The organism is Roseibium sp. RP-7, assembly GCF_053005225.1.
Genome location: NZ_JBRKQA010000002.1, coordinates 368,940 through 386,649 on the forward strand (window position 1 = coordinate 368,940; position 17,710 = coordinate 386,649).

Genomic DNA, 17,710 nt, shown 5'->3' on the forward strand with positions numbered 1-17,710 from the left:
AGGTCACGGCAATCGATGCCGAAGTGCATCCAGGACCAGCTTGAAGACGGGAAGGTTCTGTCGCCGGGTCGGGTAGTAGAGAAAGTAACCGTCGAAATACGGAGACCAGTCGTCGAGAAGCAATCTCAGATCACCAGACTCAACGTGTGGATCTGCAAGACTGTTCGGAACAAAGGCGACCCCCAAGCCATTTAGCACGGCGTCCATCATGGCGTAGGAATTGTTGAAGGTGAGTTGGCCGTCAACACGAACATTCACTTCCTGCCCCTCCTTCTCGAACTCCCAGGCATAAAGTCCGCCACGTGTTTCGTGCCGCATGTTGATGCAGTCATGATCGAGCAGATCACGCGGATGTTCCGGGCTTTTCCGCGACGCCAGATAAGCGGGAGAAGCCACGGCGACCATGCGCCAGTCAGGGCCGATGCGCGCGGCAATCATGTCTCTCTCCACACTTTCGCCCAAGCGCACTCCAGCATCAAAACCGTCCTCCACGATATTGCGAAAACCACTATCCAGACTGAACTCGATCCTGATGTCGTGATGGTGGTGAAGGAACGGCTTCAGCTTTGGCCAGACGACCGTTTGAAACGCGTGATCAGAAAGCGTCAGCCGGATTGATCCGGACGGCTTTTCACGCAAGGCCAGCAGTGCTGCAACTTCGTCCTCGATCTCTTCCAGTCGCGGCGCGACGGTTGCCAGCAGACGTTCGCCGGCGGGTGTGGTCGCTACATTGCGCGTCGTGCGGTTCAAGAGGCGCAGACCCAGGTTGGTCTCCAACCGCTTGATGGTGTGGCTCAATGTCGATTGCGCCACGCCAATCCTTGCGGCGGCGTTGGTAAAGCTCCGCTCTTCCGCAACGATGCGGAACCACATCAGATCATTGAAATCGGTTTTTGACATGGCGGCATCATTAATCGACCTGATCGATTAGTCCATGCCGTTTGTGACAGCTAATCACATAGACCGTTCGTCTCTATCTTCCCGGCAATACAAGAGACCGGAGAACCTAAATTGAGCGATGCGAGTGTCACCACGTCCCAAAGCCAGCCTCTTGCAGCCTGGGGTGCGGTCCTGTCCATGGCGCTTTGTGTCGCCATGCTGATCGCGTCGGAATTCATGCCGGTCAGCCTCCTGACGCTGATGGCGGAAGGACTGGGCTCGAGTGAAGGCCAGACGGGTCAGGCGATTTCGATTAGCGGATTATTCGCCGTTGGTGCGAGCTTGCTGATCACGACCACCGCGGGCCGCTTGAACCGCAAATGGGTGATGGTCGCATTGACCGGGCTGATGTTGATATCGCTGGTGATGGTTGCAATGGCACAGAGCTTTGCTGCGCTGATGTTCGCCCGCGCGCTTTTGGGTATCTGCATTGGTGGTTTCTGGGCCCTGGCAACTGCTGTCGTCATGCGGCTGGTTCCCGAAGCAGACGTTCCGCGTGCACTTTCGCTGATGTATGGAGGACAGGCAATCGCCGCGGCCTTCGCAGCCCCGCTTGGCAGCTACCTGGGAGATATCATCGGCTGGCGTAACGTCTTCTGGTCGCTGACACCCGCCGTCGCAATCAACCTGATCTGGCAACTGGTAGCGCTTCCTTCATTGCCTGCGCGCCGCAGTCGGAGTTTTGGAGCCCTGGTCGCGGTGTTGCGCCGCCGCTATTTCCTACGCGGCATCTTAGCGGCGATGCTGTCCTGGGGCGCAGCCTTCACCATGTTCACCTACCTGCGCCCGTACCTGGAACAGGTAACGCGGGTCGATGTGACCGCTTTGTCGATCCTTCTTCTGTTGCTGGGGGGCGCGGGCTTCGTCGGAACCTGGGCGGCGGGTCGTTTCATCGCGGGTAACGTGGCACGGCAATTGAAGTACCCGGCACTTATCATGGGCACAGTTACATTTGGCCTCCTGTTCACGGGAGGCTCGCCACTTCTGACCGGAATTCTGCTCTTCGTCTGGGGCGCGATGAACACCGCCATGTCTGTCATCTTCATGACCTGGATGGCGCAGAGCGTCGATGACGCTCCGGAAGAGGGCGGCAGCCTGATGGTAGCCTCGATCCAGGCCTCGATCCTGCTGGGCGCAGTCGTCGGTGGGGCGTTGCTGGACAGCTGGTCTATCACCGCAACCTTCGCCGGCAGCGTCATCCTGTCCGTCGCTGCCGTCGCCGTGATTGGCAACGGTCATCTCCTGCTCAAGCCCCAATCGGAAAAGCAATGAACCAACCGGAGAAAAAATGATCGACAAATCCAACGAACGGACCGCCGGCACGACGCTCGGTCGTCGTGCCATGCTGAAGATGACTGGTGCGGGTGTCGCCGCCATCGGCATGGCTTCAGCAATCAACATTTCAATAGCAAGGGCACAGACCATGACAGAAGTTTGGGACAAGACCTTCCCGCAAAGCGACCGTGTCGATCATGAAAAGGTTCGCTTTACCAACCGCTACGGTATCACCCTGACCGGTGATCTCTATTTACCCAAGGACCGTGCAAAGAGCGGCCTGCCAGCCCTGGCCATCAGCGGTCCGTTTGGCGCCGTCAAGGAGCAGTCCTCAGGCCTCTACGCCCAGACCATGGCCGAGCGTGGCTTCGTAACCTTGGCCTTCGATCCGTCTTACACCGGCGAGAGCGGCGGCGAACCGCGCAACGTCGCCTCGCCCGACATCAATACCGAAGACTTCATGGCAGCGGTCGATTACCTTGGCCTGCGTGGTTCAGTGGACCGCGAGCGTATCGGTGTTATCGGCATCTGCGGCTGGGGCGGCATGGCTCTGAATGCCGTCGCGGCTGACAAGCGTGTCAAGGCAGTCGTGGCCAGCACCATGTATGACATGACCCGTGTCATGTCCAAGGGTTACAATGACAGCGTGACCGCTGAACAGCGTGCGGCAACGCTGGAACAGCTGAGCCGCCAGCGTTGGGAAGATGCTGAAAACGGTGTCCCGGCAATGCAGCCGGCATACAACGAGCTACATGGTGGCGAGGCGCAGTTCATGGTCGATTACCACGACTATTACATGACATCGCGCGGCTACCATGAACGTGCGGTCAATTCCGGTAACTCCTGGACAATCACGACGCCGCTGTCCTTCATGAACATGCCGATCCTCAGCTATATCGCAGAGATAGCGCCACGTCCGGTCCTGTTCATCCACGGCGAGAATGCCCATTCGCGCTATTTCAGCGAAACCGCCTATGAAGCAGCAGCCGAACCGAAGGAGCTGCTGATCGTTCCTGGAGCTAACCACACGGATCTCTACGACAAGGTGGATGTAATTCCCTTTGACCGGATCGAGACCTTTTTTGAACAGGCACTCGCCTGATAGAGGGTCTGCCTCGCCACGGAATATCCGGGCGGGGCAGATCTGTGCCTTGTGCTGACATTCATCATCATCGCTGGTTCAGATTTTCAAGCTCTAACAGGTCCTTTTTTGCTCAGGACTTGCAGGTCAACTCCGGGCTGGTATTGCCGCTGCCTCCAGCACCGACAAATGTCAGCTACGCCATGGCTGAACCCGCAAGCAGGCAACCCGCTCCCGAGTCTTTTCAGCATCGCCCCTCGTCATACCCTTGCCGCCCCTGTACCCTACCCTTCATCCTCTAGACAGGATGATCCGGTAACGCCCACCACGGGAGGCGGTCGTGATTCAGCTTGCTTCGGTTTTTGCAAAACCCCTTTTGGGGAAACTTGGTGTCAGTGATGAGGCCAGGGAGCGGTTTGTGGCGTTACAGAAGGCCGTGACAGGGGAAACGGGCACGGCCTGGATCCCGCTGTCCCGACCTTCCGCAACACTCGATTTTTCCACGCACCGGCAGATGGCGTCCGACATCCACAACACCGGTGAAATCGGCCCGGAAAAGGAACCCGTGACCTGGAAGGAGTTCGTCTGGACATCGGACCAGACAATCAAGGACTGTGTCCTGCACAAGATCTCCTGGAGGTTCTACGAGAACGGGCTGATTTGCCTGGAGGTTTGTGGCAGCAAGGATGCGGTGGGGCTGGATGGCAGTGACCTGATCGGCCACCGGCTGGAGCTGCGCGACGATACCGGTTTTCTGATCGGCATCTGGGCCGCTGCCTTCCTGATCGTCAAGGACACCGAGAGGCGCAGTTTCCAGACGTCGACCGAGGATGACCACAAGCTGTTGAAACTGCATTTCGGCAAGCTGGCCGAACAGCAGACCGGCATCGCTTTCCGCATCTGATGCTGCCAGAAACTCGACCGGTCTGTCCCGCCAGATGCTTCCTCAGGCGGGGATCAGCGTTTCGGCGATGGCCCTTGCGGTTCTGGAGGCGGCCGGCATGCCGCGCACCTGTGCGGTAGCGATAGCGCCTTCCTTCAAAAGGGCAAGCTGTTCGGCAAGGGCTGCCGGGTCTTCAGCGCCGGCCTGACGACACAGGGGCTCAAGGTAATCGACGATCCGCTGTTTGTGCTCGGCCGCCGTGCGGTGGATCGGGTGCTGATGGTCGCCGAATTCGCTCGCCGCGTTGATGAAGGCGCAGCCGTTGAAGCCGAGCCCCTTGAAGGCACGGCCGTTGAACCAGTCCTCCAGCGCGTCGAACATGGCCAGAAGCCGTTCTCGCGGCCGCGGCGAGGCTTTTTCCATTTCGCCCATCAGCCAGTTGCGGAACTGCTCGTCCCGGCGGTTGAGCGCGGCCAGAATAAGCTCCTCCTTCGAGCGGAAGTGTTTGTAGAGCGTCATCTTGGCCACCCCCGCCTCGGCGAGGATCTTGTCTATTCCGGTCGCATTGAACCCGCGGGTGTAGAACAGCCTGAGCGCTGTATCCACGAGCTCGTCTCGGCGTGATTGCACCATCATCTCCATATACAGACAGGTTTGTCTACTTTACTATCCTGTTCGCCCCCTTCTCGTCCATCCTCACACGAGGTTATCACGGCTTATTGACATATAGACAGACCTGTCTGTATAAATTTCCTCAACGTCACGTTTTCGATAAGGGAGGCGGTAGTCATGTCCGGAAGTCAGATCGCGGTTCACATTCTTGCAGACACCGGCATTTGTTCCGGAAAACGGTCTCACTGGAACTTCGTGGCTCTTGCCAGCTGGTCTGTATCCAGTGCGCGCTCTGAACTGGCGCAAGGTCAAGCCCCTGTCCTGGCGCAACGTGCAGCAAGAGGGGTCTGACGATGGCGAGTGTCATTGCCGCCTTTGCGCACACCATGGCCGCTACCGCAGGACTGACCATGACCAGCGACGGCAAGCTGGTCGCAGCAGATGGAACCGTGCGCCATGAGGTGCGCACCGAGGACGGCCGCATACCGGACACAGCCCACTTCGAGCTGCTCGACTGGATACGCAGCTGGTATCCGGATGAAACAGGTCTGGTATTTGCCTATGCGCAGAATATCAAACCGGATGATCTCGGCGTTCTGGGTCTTGCCATCAAAACCGCGCCCACTCTTCGCACCACACTGCAATTGATCGAGCGCTACTTCCGGCTGGTGACCGACACCGCGGTATATTGCCTGGAGGAAGACGGGCCACTTGCCGTCTTCTCCATTGCCGGGCAGACCTCCCCTCAGCCGATCCTGCATCTTCGTAACGAATGTGCCCTTGCAGGCTTTGCTCATAATCTGGTGTCTCAAGTCGGTCCGCGCCTGAAAATTCAGGCTATCACCTTTCGCCATCCCTGCCGGGGCGATGCAGAGCGCTACGCGGCGTTTTTCGGCTGTCCGGTCCGCTTCGGTGAAGCGCAAGACGCAATTATAATGACCCAGCCGATGCTGGACCTGCCGAACCGGCTTGGAGATCAAGGCGTCTGCACTTTCCTGACCGATCATCTGGAGACGGAAATCGACGCCCTGCCTGCCGGCAGCGCGTTGACGCGCGATCTTCTGAACCGCCTGACGAAAACACTCAGCAGCGGCGTACCGTCCGCGGCTGCCATCGCGCGTGATCTCGGCATGAGCGAGCGCACCCTCTATCGCCGCCTGGCGGAGGAAGGGCTGACCTACCGCGACATGCTGCGCGAGGCACAGACGAAGCTGGCCCGGGAGCTGCTGGCAGGCAGCAGCTGTTCCATTGCCGAAATTGCCTTCCTCACAGGCTTCTCCGAACAGAGCACCTTCACCCGCGCGTTCAAGCGCTGGGTCGGCCAGCCACCGGCGCAATTCCGGCAACACAGCGCAACCGTCTGAGAACACACCCGCCCGACGCACTGGCTCGCGGCAACGGTCGCGGCCAGATCTGGCAAAACCCGAAACATTCGCAAATCCCGGAAGAGCCCGGCCAAACATGGCCAGGCTCAACCTGTTTTGCTGCCTTCTGGCAGGTCAGAACAGGCTTGGCAGATAGGGCCAAAACAGTGGCAGGCCCGGCCGATACCAAGAAGGCACTCCTCGCGTATTCAAAAGTCATCGAACGACGGAGCGGTCATCACCGGGCACTTTCCCGCAGCGCTCCAGGGCTTTTGAGACAAGGAGCGCCACATGATTATCGAACAGATCACGGCCCGCAGTCCGGCCAGGCATGACCATGCACCTTCGACTTTTCCGGCAGCGCTGCCGCATTCGGATAACGTGGCCGACAGCAACGCCTATGGCCGGACGCTTTCCATCGTCGCCCACGACCTGCGCGGCCCCCTTGCCAACCTCTCGCTGTTGATCGAGCACATTGCCCAATGCGCAACCTGGGAAGGTCAGCCCGCGATTGCGGATAACGCCGCAAAGGCCGACCGCATCCTCCAGCACCTGACCGGCAGTCTCAGCGCCCTGGTCAAGCGCGGCAAGGAAGGACGGGATCCGCTCTCCTGTGTGATGCGGCCAGTTGATCTGACCGAGGTTCTGGCGCTGGCGGTCGCCGTCAACCAACCGCGGGCTCGCCGCCATGCGGTCAGTCTGGAAATCGTATCCCTATCCCCCTGTCTGATCTGCGGCGATGCGGAGCTGTTGTTCGAGGCTTTCGACAATCTTATCGGCAATGCGGTGCGCCACAGCCCGGACGACGGCACCGTTCTTTGCGCTATCTCCCGGGAAGATGACGGTAATGTCTCCGTACGTATCAGCGACCAGGGTCAGGGCTTCACCGCTGCCGATCTTGCCCGGGCCTTCCGTCCCTTCACCCAGCTGTCCGCAAAGGCCGCCCGGCCTGGGCCGTCCTCGGGACTTGGCCTCTGGATCGCCCGACTGATCGCCGAACGCCATGGCGGCAAGATTGCGGCTCAGAACGGAGGCGGAAGCAGCAATAGAGGCGCTGTTCTGACCGTGCGCCTGCCGACCTTACCCGCAAATGATGCGAAACCGGCTTCAGTCCGCCGGAAGGTTCCCGAACGTGCCAGCAAGGCACCGGACCACGCAACTATCTGACCTCAGCTTTCTGACCTCAGCTTTCTGACCTCAGCTTTCTGGCACCGGCATGCCGGTGCCGCCCCCATGGAACGTGGCCAAATCCGACGCCAACCCGGCCCTGCGCCGGGAACGGGAGAGCCGTGCCTTCAGGCACCCGGTGATCGGCCGCGAACCTGACAGCGTTTCAAGTTGATGCGCTGCCCATCGCAACCCTGTCCAACACAAGCAATGGAGACTTCATATGGACAACGAACATGACAAGGCCTGCGCCTGCTGCGTAACACCTGAAACGGTTGATCACGCCCGCCGCCGCCTGCTTGCCGGGGCAGCCGGTGCGGCAACCGTGGGTGCCGTCGCCATGGCCACCGGTTCCGCCACCGCTGCAACAGAAGAAGCCCGTGCGCTCTATGCCGATCCGGAAAAACCGGGCCTGCCGCAGATCGACATGGAAATCGAAGCCGGCCGCACCGCGCTTGTCGTCACCGATCCGCAGATCGACTTCCTGTCCGAAGACGGCGTCACCTGGGGTGTCGTTGGCGAAAGCGTCACCGAGCAAGGCACCGTCGACAACATCGAACGCCTGTTCAAGGCGGCCAAGGCTGCCGCGATGCCGGTGTTCATCTCGCCCCACTACTATTATCCGCACGACCACAAGTGGCAGTTCGAAGGCACCTTGGAAAAGACCATGCATTCCATCGGCATGTTCGATCGCCCAGGCCCGCTCTCCCTGGAGAATTTCGAAGGGTCCGGCGCCGACTGGATGCCGCAGTACAAGAAATACATCGAGGACGGCGAAACCGTCATCTGCTCACCGCACAAGGTCTACAGCCCGGCGCAGAACGATCTGAACCTGCAGCTGCGCAAGCGCGGGATCGACAAGGTGATCCTGGCCGGCATGTCCGCAAACCTGTGCACGCAGGCCCATCTTTACGAGCTTCTGGAACTCGGCTTCGAAGTGGCCGTGGTTCGCGATGCGACCGCAGGCGCCAAGGTGCCCGAGGGCGACGGCTACCTCGCCGCCATCATCAATTTCCGCATGGTCGCCAACGGCGTCTGGTGGACCGACGACGCAGTCGAACGCATCGCCCGTTCCGCCTGACCGCCAGCTCTCTCCTCAAAACCGACTACCCCAACCCAAGACTGGATCAAACCGATGAAACTCAAATTCGCCCTTCCGGCCCTGGCCGCAGCCCTTGTTCTGTCCACCGCCGCCCTTGCTGCGGACGAATACAACGTTGCCAACGGCCTCACCCTCAACGGCAATCCGCTCGGCATGCACGGCATCGACCCTGTTTCCATGTTCGCAGGCGCAACCCCGGGCCTTGGCGATGCGGTCCACACTTCCAGCCATGATGGTGTCGACTATTATTTCGCCACGGCCGAAACCAAGGAGCAGTTCGACGCTGCTCCGGAAAGCTTCCTGCCGCAGTTCGGCGGCTTCTGCGCCTTCGGCATCTATGTCGGCAAGAAACTCGATGGCGACGTCCGCTTTGCCGATATCGTCGACGGCAAGCTCTATCTCTTCGTCAACGCGGTCATCTTCGACAAGTACCTGGAGCAGAAGGACGAGGTTCTCGCCGGCGCTTACGCCAAGTGGCCGGAAATTCGCGAGACAGCCATTGGCGATCTCTGATCACACATGAAGCCAAACAGAGACGAGCCCCGACCGGGGGCTCGTCTGCCGTTTTGGTGGTCGATAGCCTTATTGAGCTGTCCAGCCACCGTCGACGGGGATTGTCACGCCCGTCACGTTGTGCGCCACCGGGCTGCACAGCCAAAGCGCCAGCGCACCGATTTCAGACGGGTCGGACGTGCGGTGGGAAGGCTGTTTTTCCGCCAGAAGATCTGCAACGCCCTTGTCGCGATCGCCGCCATGAAGGGCGGCGCGGGCTGCCACCTGCGGCTCGATGATTGCGGTTTCCGTCCAGCCGGGCGCGATACAATTGACCGTCACCCCACCCGAGGCTCTGGAACCGCTTGCCGCATATTCAAGCGCGGCCACCTTGCTCATACCGACGACACCGAATTTCGAAGCCACGTAAGGCGCCTTGTTGACCGAGGCGACCAGCCCGTGCACCGAGGCAATGTTGATGACACGGCCAAAGCCGCGTTCGGCCATCGCCGGCAGGGCAAGACGCATCGTATGGTAGACGCCTGACAGATTGACGCCGATGATGGCATCCCATGTGGCAGCATCCGCCTCGGCAAAGCTGACAGTCTTCTGGATACCTGCATTGTTGACCAGGATATCCGGGCCGCCCCAGGCGGCAACGTCCGCCATCATCGTCTCGACAGCCGCCACGTCGCGCATGTCCGCAGAAAAGAACCGGGCGTCCGGTGCCCCGGCAGCCTTGATCTCTGCCACAGCCGCTTGCGCCTCTTCCAGGTTCGCCAGACCGTGGACGGCAACGCGTGCCCCTGCCCCCGCCAGTGCCTTGGCAATCGCCAGGCCGATCCCCTGAACGGACCCTGTGACGAGAGCTGTTTTTCCGGTGAGATCTGTCATGCCGTTTCCTCCGCTTCGAGCTGTTGTCTCAGGTACGTTTTAAGGATCTTGCCGTAGTTGTTTTTCGGCAGGGCAGCCGGGAAATGATAGTGTTTCGGCCGCTTGAACCGGGCGATCCGGTTCAGACAGAGCTTGTCGAGCTCAGCCTCGCTCACGCTCTGGCCCGGGTGACAGGCAACAAAGGCGACAACGATCTCTCCCCACTCCTGGTCCTGCCGGCCAACGACTGCCACCTCGTGCACAGCCGGGTGTGTCAGCAGCACCTCTTCGACCTCGCGCGGGTAGATATTGGAGCCACCGGAAATGATGACGTCCTTGGACCGGTCCTGCAGCGTAACGTAGCCGTCCTCATCCATCCGGCCAACGTCTCCGGTCCACAGCCAGCCGTCACGGATGGTCTGGGCTGTTGCCTCCTCGTTTTGCCAGTAGCCCTTCATCACCGTATCTCCGCGCACGGCAATTTCCCCGACTTCACCGCGTGGCAGCTCCCGGCCTTCGCCGTCGACGATCGCAACCCGCACGACGGACTGGGCCGTGCCGACGGAATTCAGCCTCTCGCGCCAACGTGGATGGGTGCGGTCACAAACTTCGGCACGCGGCAGTGCGGTGATGCCCATCGGGCATTCGCCCTGACCGTAGATCTGCACGAACCGTGCGCCCATCACTTCAACCGCTTCCAGAATATCCGCCTCATACATAGGCCCGCCGGCATAGACGATGGTCCGCAGCCCCCGGCCAGTGCCCCCCGAAGCCTTGGCGACATCCACCAGGCGGCGGACCATGGTGGGCGCGGCAAACATGGAGATGGAGCCGATCACAGGCGCGATCTGCAGGATTTCGGCGGCATCAAACCCGCCGCTGACCGGCACGACGTGACGCGCCCCTTTCATCACGTGCATGAAATTGTAGAGCCCGGCACCATGGCTCATCGGCGCGGCATAGAGGATCGCATCCTGCGGCTTGACGTCATCGACATCGACAAAGTAGCTCAGCGCCATCGAAGCAAGATTGCCGCAAGTCAGCATCACGCCCTTGGGCCTGCCGGTGGTGCCGGAGGTATAGAAAAGCCAGGCAAGATCTGCAGGATCCAGAGGTTCCGGCGTGGTGTGCGGTGCTGCCTGGCACATGGCGCCGAATTCAGGGCTGTCGAGTGAGACAAGACCCACGCCCTCCGGCAGATATGGCGCCAGAAGTTCGGCGGTCTTTTTGTCGGCGAACACAAATTCTGCACCGGAATTCTCCACCATCCAGGCGGCTTCCTTTTCGTGCAGCTTGGCGTTTATCGGCACGGCTGCGCCGCCACGCCACCAGATGCCGTAAAGCGCTTCCAGATAGCGCGTGGAATTTGCGGCAAAAAGTGCGACCCTGTCTCCCTTGCCGATGCCGTAGCCGGCAAGCGCAGCGCTTATGGCCCCGGCACTACGAGCAAACTCCAGATAGTTTGCCTTGCGCTCGGTCCCCTGCAGCAGCGCCGGGCTCTGCGGGTTTCTCGCCGCGCTCCGGTATAACCATTCTGCCGGATTCATCCTGTTTTTCTCCCCCCGATACGCCGTTTGGCGCAGTGCGACCGCGTTGGTCCGCCATCCCGCTTTTCTCATCCTGAGGAAGCGCCGAGCGCTGTCTCGCAGGACGGGCGGCATATTGCGGACAAGCAGCCCATCCTTCGAGACGCGAGCAAGGCTCGCTCCTCAGGACAAGAATGACCGACCGGGCATGCCCTCCTCCGGACACACCCCAGCCGGTCTCCTCCCGGCACCTCCCTCATCCCTTCGGCTCGCTGGTTCTTCCGGACCAGATGTGGTTTCCAGAAAAACGGCCGTGCGGGACAGCTATCTGATACTCTTCAGACCCTTAGAGCGAAAATTCCGTCAAAACACGTAACGGGGAGCCCATGGACGACTTCGCAGCGCTTGCTTTCGACAATGCGCCCGTCGGCCTGGCCTTGACGGAAGAGCGGCAGATCCGACGCTGCAATGCGCGTCTTGCCGATATGTTCGGCTTTGAGCCGGAGGAACTTTCCGGTGCCTCGCTGTCTGTCCTTTATCCCTCTTCGGAAGAGTTTCTCCGCATCGGCAAGATCGGACTGGAACGGATGAAAGGCAGTGGTCGCTACCGGGACGAACGCATCATGCGTCGCAAATCCGGAGATCTGTTCTGGTGCCGCGTGCGTGGCCAGTCTCTCAACCTTGAAGCCCCGTTCGCACGGGCGGTCTGGAGCTTTGCCGACATTTCCGAAGACCGGCCACTGGCTGAAATGAGCCTGCGAGAACGCCAGGTGGCCAAACTGCTGGCCGAAGGAAATACAACCAAGGAAATCGCCCGCCTGCTCGGGCTGTCACCGCGCACGGTCGAGGTCCACCGGGCCCGGCTGATGAAGAAATTCAGCGCCCGCAACAGCCTGGAACTCATCGCTCATATTGCGGGCATTCCGCTTTAGCGCCACTCTTGGGCAACAACTGCCGGGAGAACTGCGATGGACAAATGGGTGCGGGACGCTGTCGCCAGGATTAACGCGGATGCGCATCGGTCCGCCGACACGCATCTGTTCAAGCTGCATGGCCTCAGTTGCGCCGGTGTCGATATCTATCTGAAGGATGAAAGCACCCACCCGACCGGCAGCCTGAAGCACCGTCTCGCCCGGTCGCTGTTTCTTTATGCGCTGTGCAACGGCAGGATCCGCGAAGGCACACCGGTGATCGAAGCCTCGTCGGGCAGCACGGCCGTTTCGGAAGCCTACTTTGCGCAAATGATCGGCGTTCCATTCATTGCCGTGGTGCCGCAAAGCACCGCCCACAGCAAGATCGAGCAAATCCGGCTTTACGGCGGTGAACCGCATTTCGTCGGGTCAGCGCCCGAGATGCACGGCGCGGCGGTGGACCTTGCCGAACAGCTCGGCGGGCATTTCATGGACCAGTTCACCTATGCGGAGCGGGCAACCGACTGGCGCGGCAACAACAACATTGCCGAAAGCATCTTCAACCAGATGGAATTCGAGCCACATCCTGTGCCGAAGATGCTGGTGATGAGCGCCGGCACGGGTGGCACATCCGCAACGCTTGGCCGGTTTATCCGCTACCGGGGCTACGACACCGGCCTGACCGTGGTCGATCCGGAAAACTCGGTCTTCTATGATGCCTACCGTACCGGGAACCACGCTCTCACCGAAAACTGCTCAAGCCGGATCGAAGGCATTGGCCGGCCAAAGGTGGAACACTCGTTTCTGCCGGACGTCATCGACGACATGATCAAGGTGCCCGATGCCGCAAGCATTGCAACGATCCTGTGGCTGGAGAAACTGATCGGCCGCAAGGCGGGCGCTTCCACCGGCACAAATCTGTGGGGGGCGCTGCAAATCGCCGGCCGGATGATCGACAAAGGCGAGACAGGCTCGATCGTCACGCTGATGTGCGACAGCGGTCAGCGCTATCTCGATACCTACTACAATCCGGGCTGGGTCACGGCGAAGTTCGGCGATATCTCGCCCTACGAAGAGGAACTGGCACGCTGGGTCTAGACAAGGAGCAGGGCTGAGCGAGAAGGCAGGCCAAAGGAATGTCGTTCACTTTCACCGCAGCTAGCTCGCCACCCGCATCCTGTAGGCTTCATACGTCAGGACGTTTGCCCCGCTCTTCTTGGCTTCATACATGGCCTGGTCCGCGTGGGTGATCAGCGATTTGGCATCATCTGCATCATCGGGATAGAACGACACCCCGATGCTGATGCTGATGTTGATATCCTTGCCCTTGATTTCCATCGGCCGCGAGACCTCCCGGTAGATGCGGGTGGCACAGGCCAGAACATCCTTCTCTTCCGCATAATCGCCGATGATCACGGCAAACTCATCCCCGCCGATCCGGGTCACGACATCCCCTTCGCGCGTGCAGCGCTTGATGGTGGAGGCAACGGCCTGGAGCAGCGCGTCACCCACCGGATGCCCGTGGCTGTCGTTGACCGGCTTGAAGGTATCAAGGTCCAGCATCATCAGTGCAAACTTGCGGTTATCCCGATCTGCAATGGCGACGTTTTCCGCAAGGCTCTGGCTGAAATGTGCCCGGTTCGAAAGGCCTGTCAGATGGTCGGTCATCGCTAGCCGCCTGACAGCTTCTTCCGTCTTCTTCAGACGGGTAATGTCCGAATGCGTGCCGGACATGCGCAAAGGCTTGCCGTCTTTCGTCCATTCGACCACACGTCCCCTGTCGAGAACCCAGACCCACCTGCCCTCCTTGTGGCGCATGCGAATTTCGTTGTCGTAGGCTTCCCTTGCTCCGGAAAACACCTCTGCCAGCTTCTGCTCAGATTTTTCCACATCGTCCGGATGGGTCAGCCGGTACCAGGTCTGTCGGCTGAGCGGCTGCAACTCGGCCAGCGAATAGCCGAGAATTTCAGCCCAGCGTTCGTTGTAGACCACCTCCCCGGTCTGAACGTTGCATTCCCAGGTCCCGACGTTGGTGCCGAAGATGATCTCCCGCAAACGCTGCTCCGAGGATCGCAGCCGCTTGTGCGCGGTGTGTCTTTCAAGCAGCAGAAAACTGACGACGACAAGCGACAGACCAAGCGTGCCGACCAGGCCCAGCATCCACTGGTTCCGGGCGTTATAGGCAGAGGAAAGTTCGGCGCTCTTGCTGTCGACCATTTCCTCCAGGCGGTTCTTGTAGTGCCACAGTTCTTGTTCCCGCTGCCGGTCGTCGGAAATATCGTGCACCACGGAAAGCAAAGCCTTCCTGTCGTCGTAGTCCACCGGAGTTGAATGAACTTCCACGCTTCGAACGGAGCCATCTGCCAGCTTGTGGCGGAAGATGAAGAAATTTCGGTGTTCAGCCTTGGCAAGTTGACGTTCGGCTTCAACCTGCTCGGCCGTCAGCTGATTGATGTTCTGAATGGACATGCGGCGCAGCGTATCCCGGTCGAACCCGTAGAAGTCTGCCGCGGCATTGTTGGCATCAAGAATGCTTCCGGTATCCGGATCGATCAGCATCATGGTTGCGCTGTGACGCAGAAAGAACTGATCATAGGACAGGGATACCTGCTCGGCCTGGGCAGGCGTCGCCAGCCAGGACAAAAAGACAATCATTGCCGTTTTCAGCAGTATTTCCCCAAATTTCGTCAACATTTACCGCCTTTTGTTGCAGTAAAGACTCATCAGATTAAATTTTCGAGAACAAAAAACGTGCAATTGACCGACTTCCGCAACGACACGCGTATTGGTTTACCCAACGGGAAAATCGGTCAAATGTCGCCTCGCCCCATTCCGGTCCCACTCCGCCAGTATTCCGGCTTCAGATCTATGGGAGCTCTCACATGAAGCGGCGTACATTCCTGTTCGGAACCGGACTTCTGGCAGCAGGAGGCGCCTACGCGGCACACACCCTCCCCGCTTATCGGCTGCAAACCGGGTTGCAGCTCGTCAGCAAGGCAATTGCCGGACCGTCCACGCCGCCCACTGATGCAACGTCAAAAAGTTTTGCTTTGCCCAATCCGTGGGCGGGACAGCTGATTGAGGCGGCAGAAAGCCAGATCGGCGTTACGGTGGTCTACGATCCGGCCTATGTCTCGCTCCCGTTTCCAAATGGCGACCTGCCGCGCGAACGCGGTGTATGCACCGATGTGGTCGTCAGAGCCTACCGCGACGCTTTCGGCTACGATCTTCAGTCGGCCATTAATGCGGACATGAAGTCGGACTTTTCGTCCTATCCAAAGATCTGGGGTCTCAAACGCCCGGACAGGAACATCGACCACCGGCGGGTGCCAAACCTGCAGACCTTTTTCAGACGAAAAGGCGCAGCTCTTCCGGTCACTGCAAACGCCAAAGACTATCAGCCCGGCGACGTTGTTTCCCAGATGCTGCCTGGAAACCTGCCGCACATGGCGATTGTCAGTCACCGTGCCTCCGCAGACAGCGAACGACCAATGGTGGTCCACAACATTGGTGCTGGAACGCAGCTGGAAGACCGGCTGTTCGATTTCGAAATCACCGGCCACTACAGGTTCAAACCCGCCTGACGCTCCAGGGCTGAAGTTTGCCTTTGACGGGGGTCACCCCTCCGTAAGCGTCATCAGAATGTCCGCATACCAGGCGCAATTGAGGCCTAGCGCCTCATCCAGCACGAGATCGCGCGTGCCGACATCGAGGCGGGCGGAGTGAACGCCAAGCAGTTTCCACGGCAGTTCGCTTGCGCTGTCTGCCGTATTGCGCATGACCACCGGAGCCCCACTTGTGCCGCGATGCGTGCGGGCATCGGTCAGGAAATAGCCCATGCCCTGAAACCGGAAGCCGAAGGAGGAAGCCACGACCGCGTGGCGGACCACCGGCATGTGATGGAGCGTGTCATGAAACCCGAGCGGGAAACCGACAACCAGAATGGATGATCCGATCTCGACATGCTCTTGCGGGTCACTCAGGTGTTCGGGCCCGAAAGCCCGATAGACGATATTTTCAGGTAGCGCTGCCCGGTCAATCTCGATCACCGCAACGTCGATATCGCCTGCAGTGTCCTCTCCCTGGCGCCAGAGGCTTTTGCCATCCCGGAAAAGCGGGATCGAAAAAGCGATGGAGTCAGCGAGGTTTTCAGGATCGTTGTGGAGTTCTATTTCGATACGGGAGGGATGATGCCCGCTTGGCTCATCCACCATGACATGCCGGCTGGTCACGAGAAACAGGCGCTCATCACGCGCAAAGAAAAAGCTGCTGGCGTTCGTGAGATAGGTCTGGTCATCAAAGGTGGAAATACGGGGCGAGGTCAGCAGGACAGCGTCGATCATCGTCAATCGGTTCTCCAAAATAGCGGGAAGCCTTGCACACATGGACAGGCTGCTTGCTCAGCCAGCATAGGGCAGTATCGGGAAAACGACAGAGCTCCGGGTTTTGTTCCCGTCAGGAGACATTCGCAGTGCCGGAAACCTGCGGTGGCCGGGAAGCGGCCCAGGCCCCCTTGTCGCGCAGATCCAGGATAACCTCGCGCAGCAAAGCGTGCACCGCTTCCAGCGCCCGCGTCACCGATCGTCCACTCGGCGACATCAGATGAGCCCCGCGCCACAGCCCCGGCGCGGCAATGCGGCTGACACAAAGGGAACCTGCTGCCACCTCCTCCGTCACCGCGTAGAGCGGCAGGATCGACGGGCCAAACCCGGCCGCCACCAGGCGTTTGATGTTGTTGAAGGAGTCGATTTCCATCGCGATTTCTGGTGCAAAGCCCAGCGCCTGGAACGTCCTGTCAATCAGCACCCGCAAGCCGTGCGCTCCGCTTGGCAGCACCATTGGCACGTTGTCGAGTGCCTCCATGTTCATTTCCTGCGGACGTTCGGCATCGGCGGGCCACAGAACCACAAGCTCTTCTTCAAGCAATAATTCAGACCGGATGCGTGCATCCTTGGAACGGCTGTAAAGCACGGCAAGATCGATCTTGCCTTCGCTCAGCCAATCGCCAACAAAACCGCTCATGGCCTCGGTAATATTGAGCGTGATCCGCGGAAAGCGCTCACGCGCCGCCAGGATCAACGGTAGAGACACCATGGCACTGATCGTGCCCGGCAGGCCGATCCGCACGATGCCGGACGGATCGGTTTCCAGATTGCGGATATCGTCTTCCGTGCGCGCCAGATCCTCCAGAATTGCCCGCGCCCTTTGCAGCAGCAGCTCTCCCGCCTCCGTGGGCGTGACACCGGAGCGACTGCGCGTCAGCAGCCTGGTGTCAAGCTGCTCCTCCATGTTCTTCAGGTGCAGCGACAGGGCCGGTTGCGCCACATGCAGGCTTTCGGCAGCCCGCGTAAGCGAACCCTGCGCAACGATTTCCAGAAAATAGCGGAGTTGGCGGATGTCCATGGCAACAAGTTAGCATATAAAATTTATATGATACCAATCCAAAACATATATTTGTTCAATAGCAGTTCAGCGGCTTAACTGC

The 17,710-nt window shown here is 59.8% G+C and carries 18 protein-coding genes; 11 read left to right on the forward strand and 7 right to left on the reverse strand.

Features of this window, described 5'->3' with window-relative positions; translation table 11 throughout:
* Positions 1–3 precede the first annotated feature (3 nt).
* Entirely contained in the window at positions 4–900 is an 897-nt protein-coding gene (locus tag ACVDG9_RS16365) for a LysR family transcriptional regulator (RefSeq protein ID WP_447238487.1), read from the reverse strand.
* Between the two features lie 111 nt (positions 901–1,011).
* Between ACVDG9_RS16365 and ACVDG9_RS16370 the strand changes: the two genes are divergently transcribed.
* From ACVDG9_RS16370 to ACVDG9_RS16380, 3 genes are all read left to right on the forward strand, one after another.
* Positions 1,012–2,211, forward strand: a complete 1,200-nt coding sequence (locus ACVDG9_RS16370) for an MFS transporter (protein WP_447238488.1) — start codon at positions 1,012–1,014, stop codon at positions 2,209–2,211.
* 16 nt (positions 2,212–2,227) lie between these two features.
* The gene (locus ACVDG9_RS16375) at positions 2,228–3,316 is read left to right on the forward strand and encodes an alpha/beta hydrolase (protein WP_447238489.1); all 1,089 of its coding nucleotides are present in this window, start codon (positions 2,228–2,230) and stop codon (positions 3,314–3,316) included.
* 397 nt (positions 3,317–3,713) lie between these two features.
* Positions 3,714–4,199, forward strand: a complete 486-nt coding sequence (locus tag ACVDG9_RS16380; RefSeq protein WP_208984206.1) for a hypothetical protein — start codon at positions 3,714–3,716, stop codon at positions 4,197–4,199.
* Positions 4,200–4,241: 42 nt separating this feature from the next.
* Here ACVDG9_RS16380 and ACVDG9_RS16385 read toward each other — a convergent pair whose 3' ends face one another.
* Positions 4,242–4,784 (reverse strand): TetR/AcrR family transcriptional regulator, encoded by a 543-nt coding sequence (locus tag ACVDG9_RS16385; protein ID WP_208993499.1) that lies wholly within the window; start codon positions 4,782–4,784, stop codon positions 4,242–4,244.
* 183 nt (positions 4,785–4,967) lie between these two features.
* Here ACVDG9_RS16385 and ACVDG9_RS16390 point away from each other — a divergent pair, with 183 nt between their 5' ends.
* The 5 genes from ACVDG9_RS16390 (at position 4,968) to ACVDG9_RS16410 (ending at position 8,936) form a co-directional block, all read left to right on the forward strand.
* Complete coding sequence (locus ACVDG9_RS16390) at positions 4,968–5,141, forward strand: hypothetical protein (RefSeq protein ID WP_447238490.1); 174 nt, start codon at positions 4,968–4,970, stop codon at positions 5,139–5,141.
* 2 nt (positions 5,142–5,143) lie between these two features.
* Complete coding sequence (locus tag ACVDG9_RS16395) at positions 5,144–6,154, forward strand: AraC family transcriptional regulator (RefSeq protein ID WP_447238491.1); 1,011 nt, start codon at positions 5,144–5,146, stop codon at positions 6,152–6,154.
* Positions 6,155–6,445: 291 nt separating this feature from the next.
* Positions 6,446–7,321, forward strand: a complete 876-nt coding sequence (locus ACVDG9_RS16400) for a sensor histidine kinase (protein WP_447238492.1) — start codon at positions 6,446–6,448, stop codon at positions 7,319–7,321.
* Positions 7,322–7,544: 223 nt separating this feature from the next.
* Positions 7,545–8,402, forward strand: a complete 858-nt coding sequence (locus ACVDG9_RS16405) for a cysteine hydrolase family protein (protein WP_370197720.1) — start codon at positions 7,545–7,547, stop codon at positions 8,400–8,402.
* A gap of 54 nt (positions 8,403–8,456) precedes the next feature.
* Positions 8,457–8,936 (forward strand): YHS domain-containing (seleno)protein, encoded by a 480-nt coding sequence (locus ACVDG9_RS16410; RefSeq protein WP_055655209.1) that lies wholly within the window; start codon positions 8,457–8,459, stop codon positions 8,934–8,936.
* A gap of 69 nt (positions 8,937–9,005) precedes the next feature.
* Here the strand turns inward: ACVDG9_RS16410 and ACVDG9_RS16415 are convergent, their stop codons facing one another.
* Together ACVDG9_RS16415 and ACVDG9_RS16420 are read right to left on the reverse strand one after the other, a co-directional pair.
* A complete protein-coding gene (locus tag ACVDG9_RS16415) occupies positions 9,006–9,809 on the reverse strand; it encodes an SDR family NAD(P)-dependent oxidoreductase (protein WP_447238493.1) in 804 nt (267 codons plus the stop codon).
* On the reverse strand, positions 9,806–11,335 hold the full coding sequence (locus tag ACVDG9_RS16420) for an AMP-binding protein (protein ID WP_447238494.1): 1,530 nt from the start codon (positions 11,333–11,335) through the stop codon (positions 9,806–9,808). Before ACVDG9_RS16420 ends, ACVDG9_RS16415 begins: the two co-directional genes overlap by 4 nt.
* A gap of 365 nt (positions 11,336–11,700) precedes the next feature.
* Between ACVDG9_RS16420 and ACVDG9_RS16425 the strand changes: the two genes are divergently transcribed.
* Positions 11,701–12,246: a helix-turn-helix domain-containing protein gene (locus tag ACVDG9_RS16425; RefSeq protein ID WP_023000745.1), complete on the forward strand. Its 546-nt coding sequence runs from the start codon at positions 11,701–11,703 to the stop codon at positions 12,244–12,246.
* A 36-nt stretch (positions 12,247–12,282) separates the two neighbouring features.
* Complete coding sequence (locus tag ACVDG9_RS16430; RefSeq protein ID WP_447238495.1) at positions 12,283–13,323, forward strand: PLP-dependent cysteine synthase family protein; 1,041 nt, start codon at positions 12,283–12,285, stop codon at positions 13,321–13,323.
* A gap of 60 nt (positions 13,324–13,383) precedes the next feature.
* On the opposite strand, the gene ACVDG9_RS16435 is transcribed toward ACVDG9_RS16430, so the two are convergent.
* Positions 13,384–14,919: a diguanylate cyclase domain-containing protein gene (locus tag ACVDG9_RS16435; protein ID WP_447238496.1), complete on the reverse strand. Its 1,536-nt coding sequence runs from the start codon at positions 14,917–14,919 to the stop codon at positions 13,384–13,386.
* Between the two features lie 188 nt (positions 14,920–15,107).
* Between ACVDG9_RS16435 and ACVDG9_RS16440 the strand changes: the two genes are divergently transcribed.
* Positions 15,108–15,809 carry a DUF1287 domain-containing protein gene (locus ACVDG9_RS16440; protein ID WP_447238497.1) on the forward strand — a complete coding sequence of 234 codons (702 nt, stop codon included), beginning with the start codon at positions 15,108–15,110 and terminating at the stop codon, positions 15,807–15,809.
* A 33-nt stretch (positions 15,810–15,842) separates the two neighbouring features.
* On the opposite strand, the gene ACVDG9_RS16445 is transcribed toward ACVDG9_RS16440, so the two are convergent.
* The gene (locus ACVDG9_RS16445) at positions 15,843–16,568 is read right to left on the reverse strand and encodes a S1 family peptidase (protein ID WP_055655218.1); all 726 of its coding nucleotides are present in this window, start codon (positions 16,566–16,568) and stop codon (positions 15,843–15,845) included.
* A 112-nt stretch (positions 16,569–16,680) separates the two neighbouring features.
* Positions 16,681–17,628, reverse strand: a complete 948-nt coding sequence (locus ACVDG9_RS16450) for a LysR family transcriptional regulator (RefSeq protein ID WP_447238498.1) — start codon at positions 17,626–17,628, stop codon at positions 16,681–16,683.
* Between the last annotated feature and the right edge of the window lie 82 nt (positions 17,629–17,710).

Coding starts and splice junctions, on each gene's coding strand:
- ACVDG9_RS16365 (WP_447238487.1), bottom strand. CDS start 900: ATGTCAAAAACCGATTTCAATGATCTGATGTGGTTCCGCATCGTTGCG.
- ACVDG9_RS16375 (WP_447238489.1), top strand. CDS start 2,228: ATGATCGACAAATCCAACGAACGGACCGCCGGCACGACGCTCGGTCGT.
- ACVDG9_RS16390 (WP_447238490.1), top strand. CDS start 4,968: ATGTCCGGAAGTCAGATCGCGGTTCACATTCTTGCAGACACCGGCATT.
- ACVDG9_RS16395 (WP_447238491.1), top strand. CDS start 5,144: ATGGCGAGTGTCATTGCCGCCTTTGCGCACACCATGGCCGCTACCGCA.
- ACVDG9_RS16400 (WP_447238492.1), top strand. CDS start 6,446: ATGATTATCGAACAGATCACGGCCCGCAGTCCGGCCAGGCATGACCAT.
- ACVDG9_RS16405 (WP_370197720.1), top strand. CDS start 7,545: ATGGACAACGAACATGACAAGGCCTGCGCCTGCTGCGTAACACCTGAA.
- ACVDG9_RS16410 (WP_055655209.1), top strand. CDS start 8,457: ATGAAACTCAAATTCGCCCTTCCGGCCCTGGCCGCAGCCCTTGTTCTG.
- ACVDG9_RS16415 (WP_447238493.1), bottom strand. CDS start 9,809: ATGACAGATCTCACCGGAAAAACAGCTCTCGTCACAGGGTCCGTTCAG.
- ACVDG9_RS16420 (WP_447238494.1), bottom strand. CDS start 11,335: ATGAATCCGGCAGAATGGTTATACCGGAGCGCGGCGAGAAACCCGCAG.
- ACVDG9_RS16425 (WP_023000745.1), top strand. CDS start 11,701: ATGGACGACTTCGCAGCGCTTGCTTTCGACAATGCGCCCGTCGGCCTG.
- ACVDG9_RS16430 (WP_447238495.1), top strand. CDS start 12,283: ATGGACAAATGGGTGCGGGACGCTGTCGCCAGGATTAACGCGGATGCG.
- ACVDG9_RS16435 (WP_447238496.1), bottom strand. CDS start 14,919: ATGTTGACGAAATTTGGGGAAATACTGCTGAAAACGGCAATGATTGTC.
- ACVDG9_RS16440 (WP_447238497.1), top strand. CDS start 15,108: ATGAAGCGGCGTACATTCCTGTTCGGAACCGGACTTCTGGCAGCAGGA.
- ACVDG9_RS16445 (WP_055655218.1), bottom strand. CDS start 16,568: ATGATCGACGCTGTCCTGCTGACCTCGCCCCGTATTTCCACCTTTGAT.
- ACVDG9_RS16450 (WP_447238498.1), bottom strand. CDS start 17,628: ATGGACATCCGCCAACTCCGCTATTTTCTGGAAATCGTTGCGCAGGGT.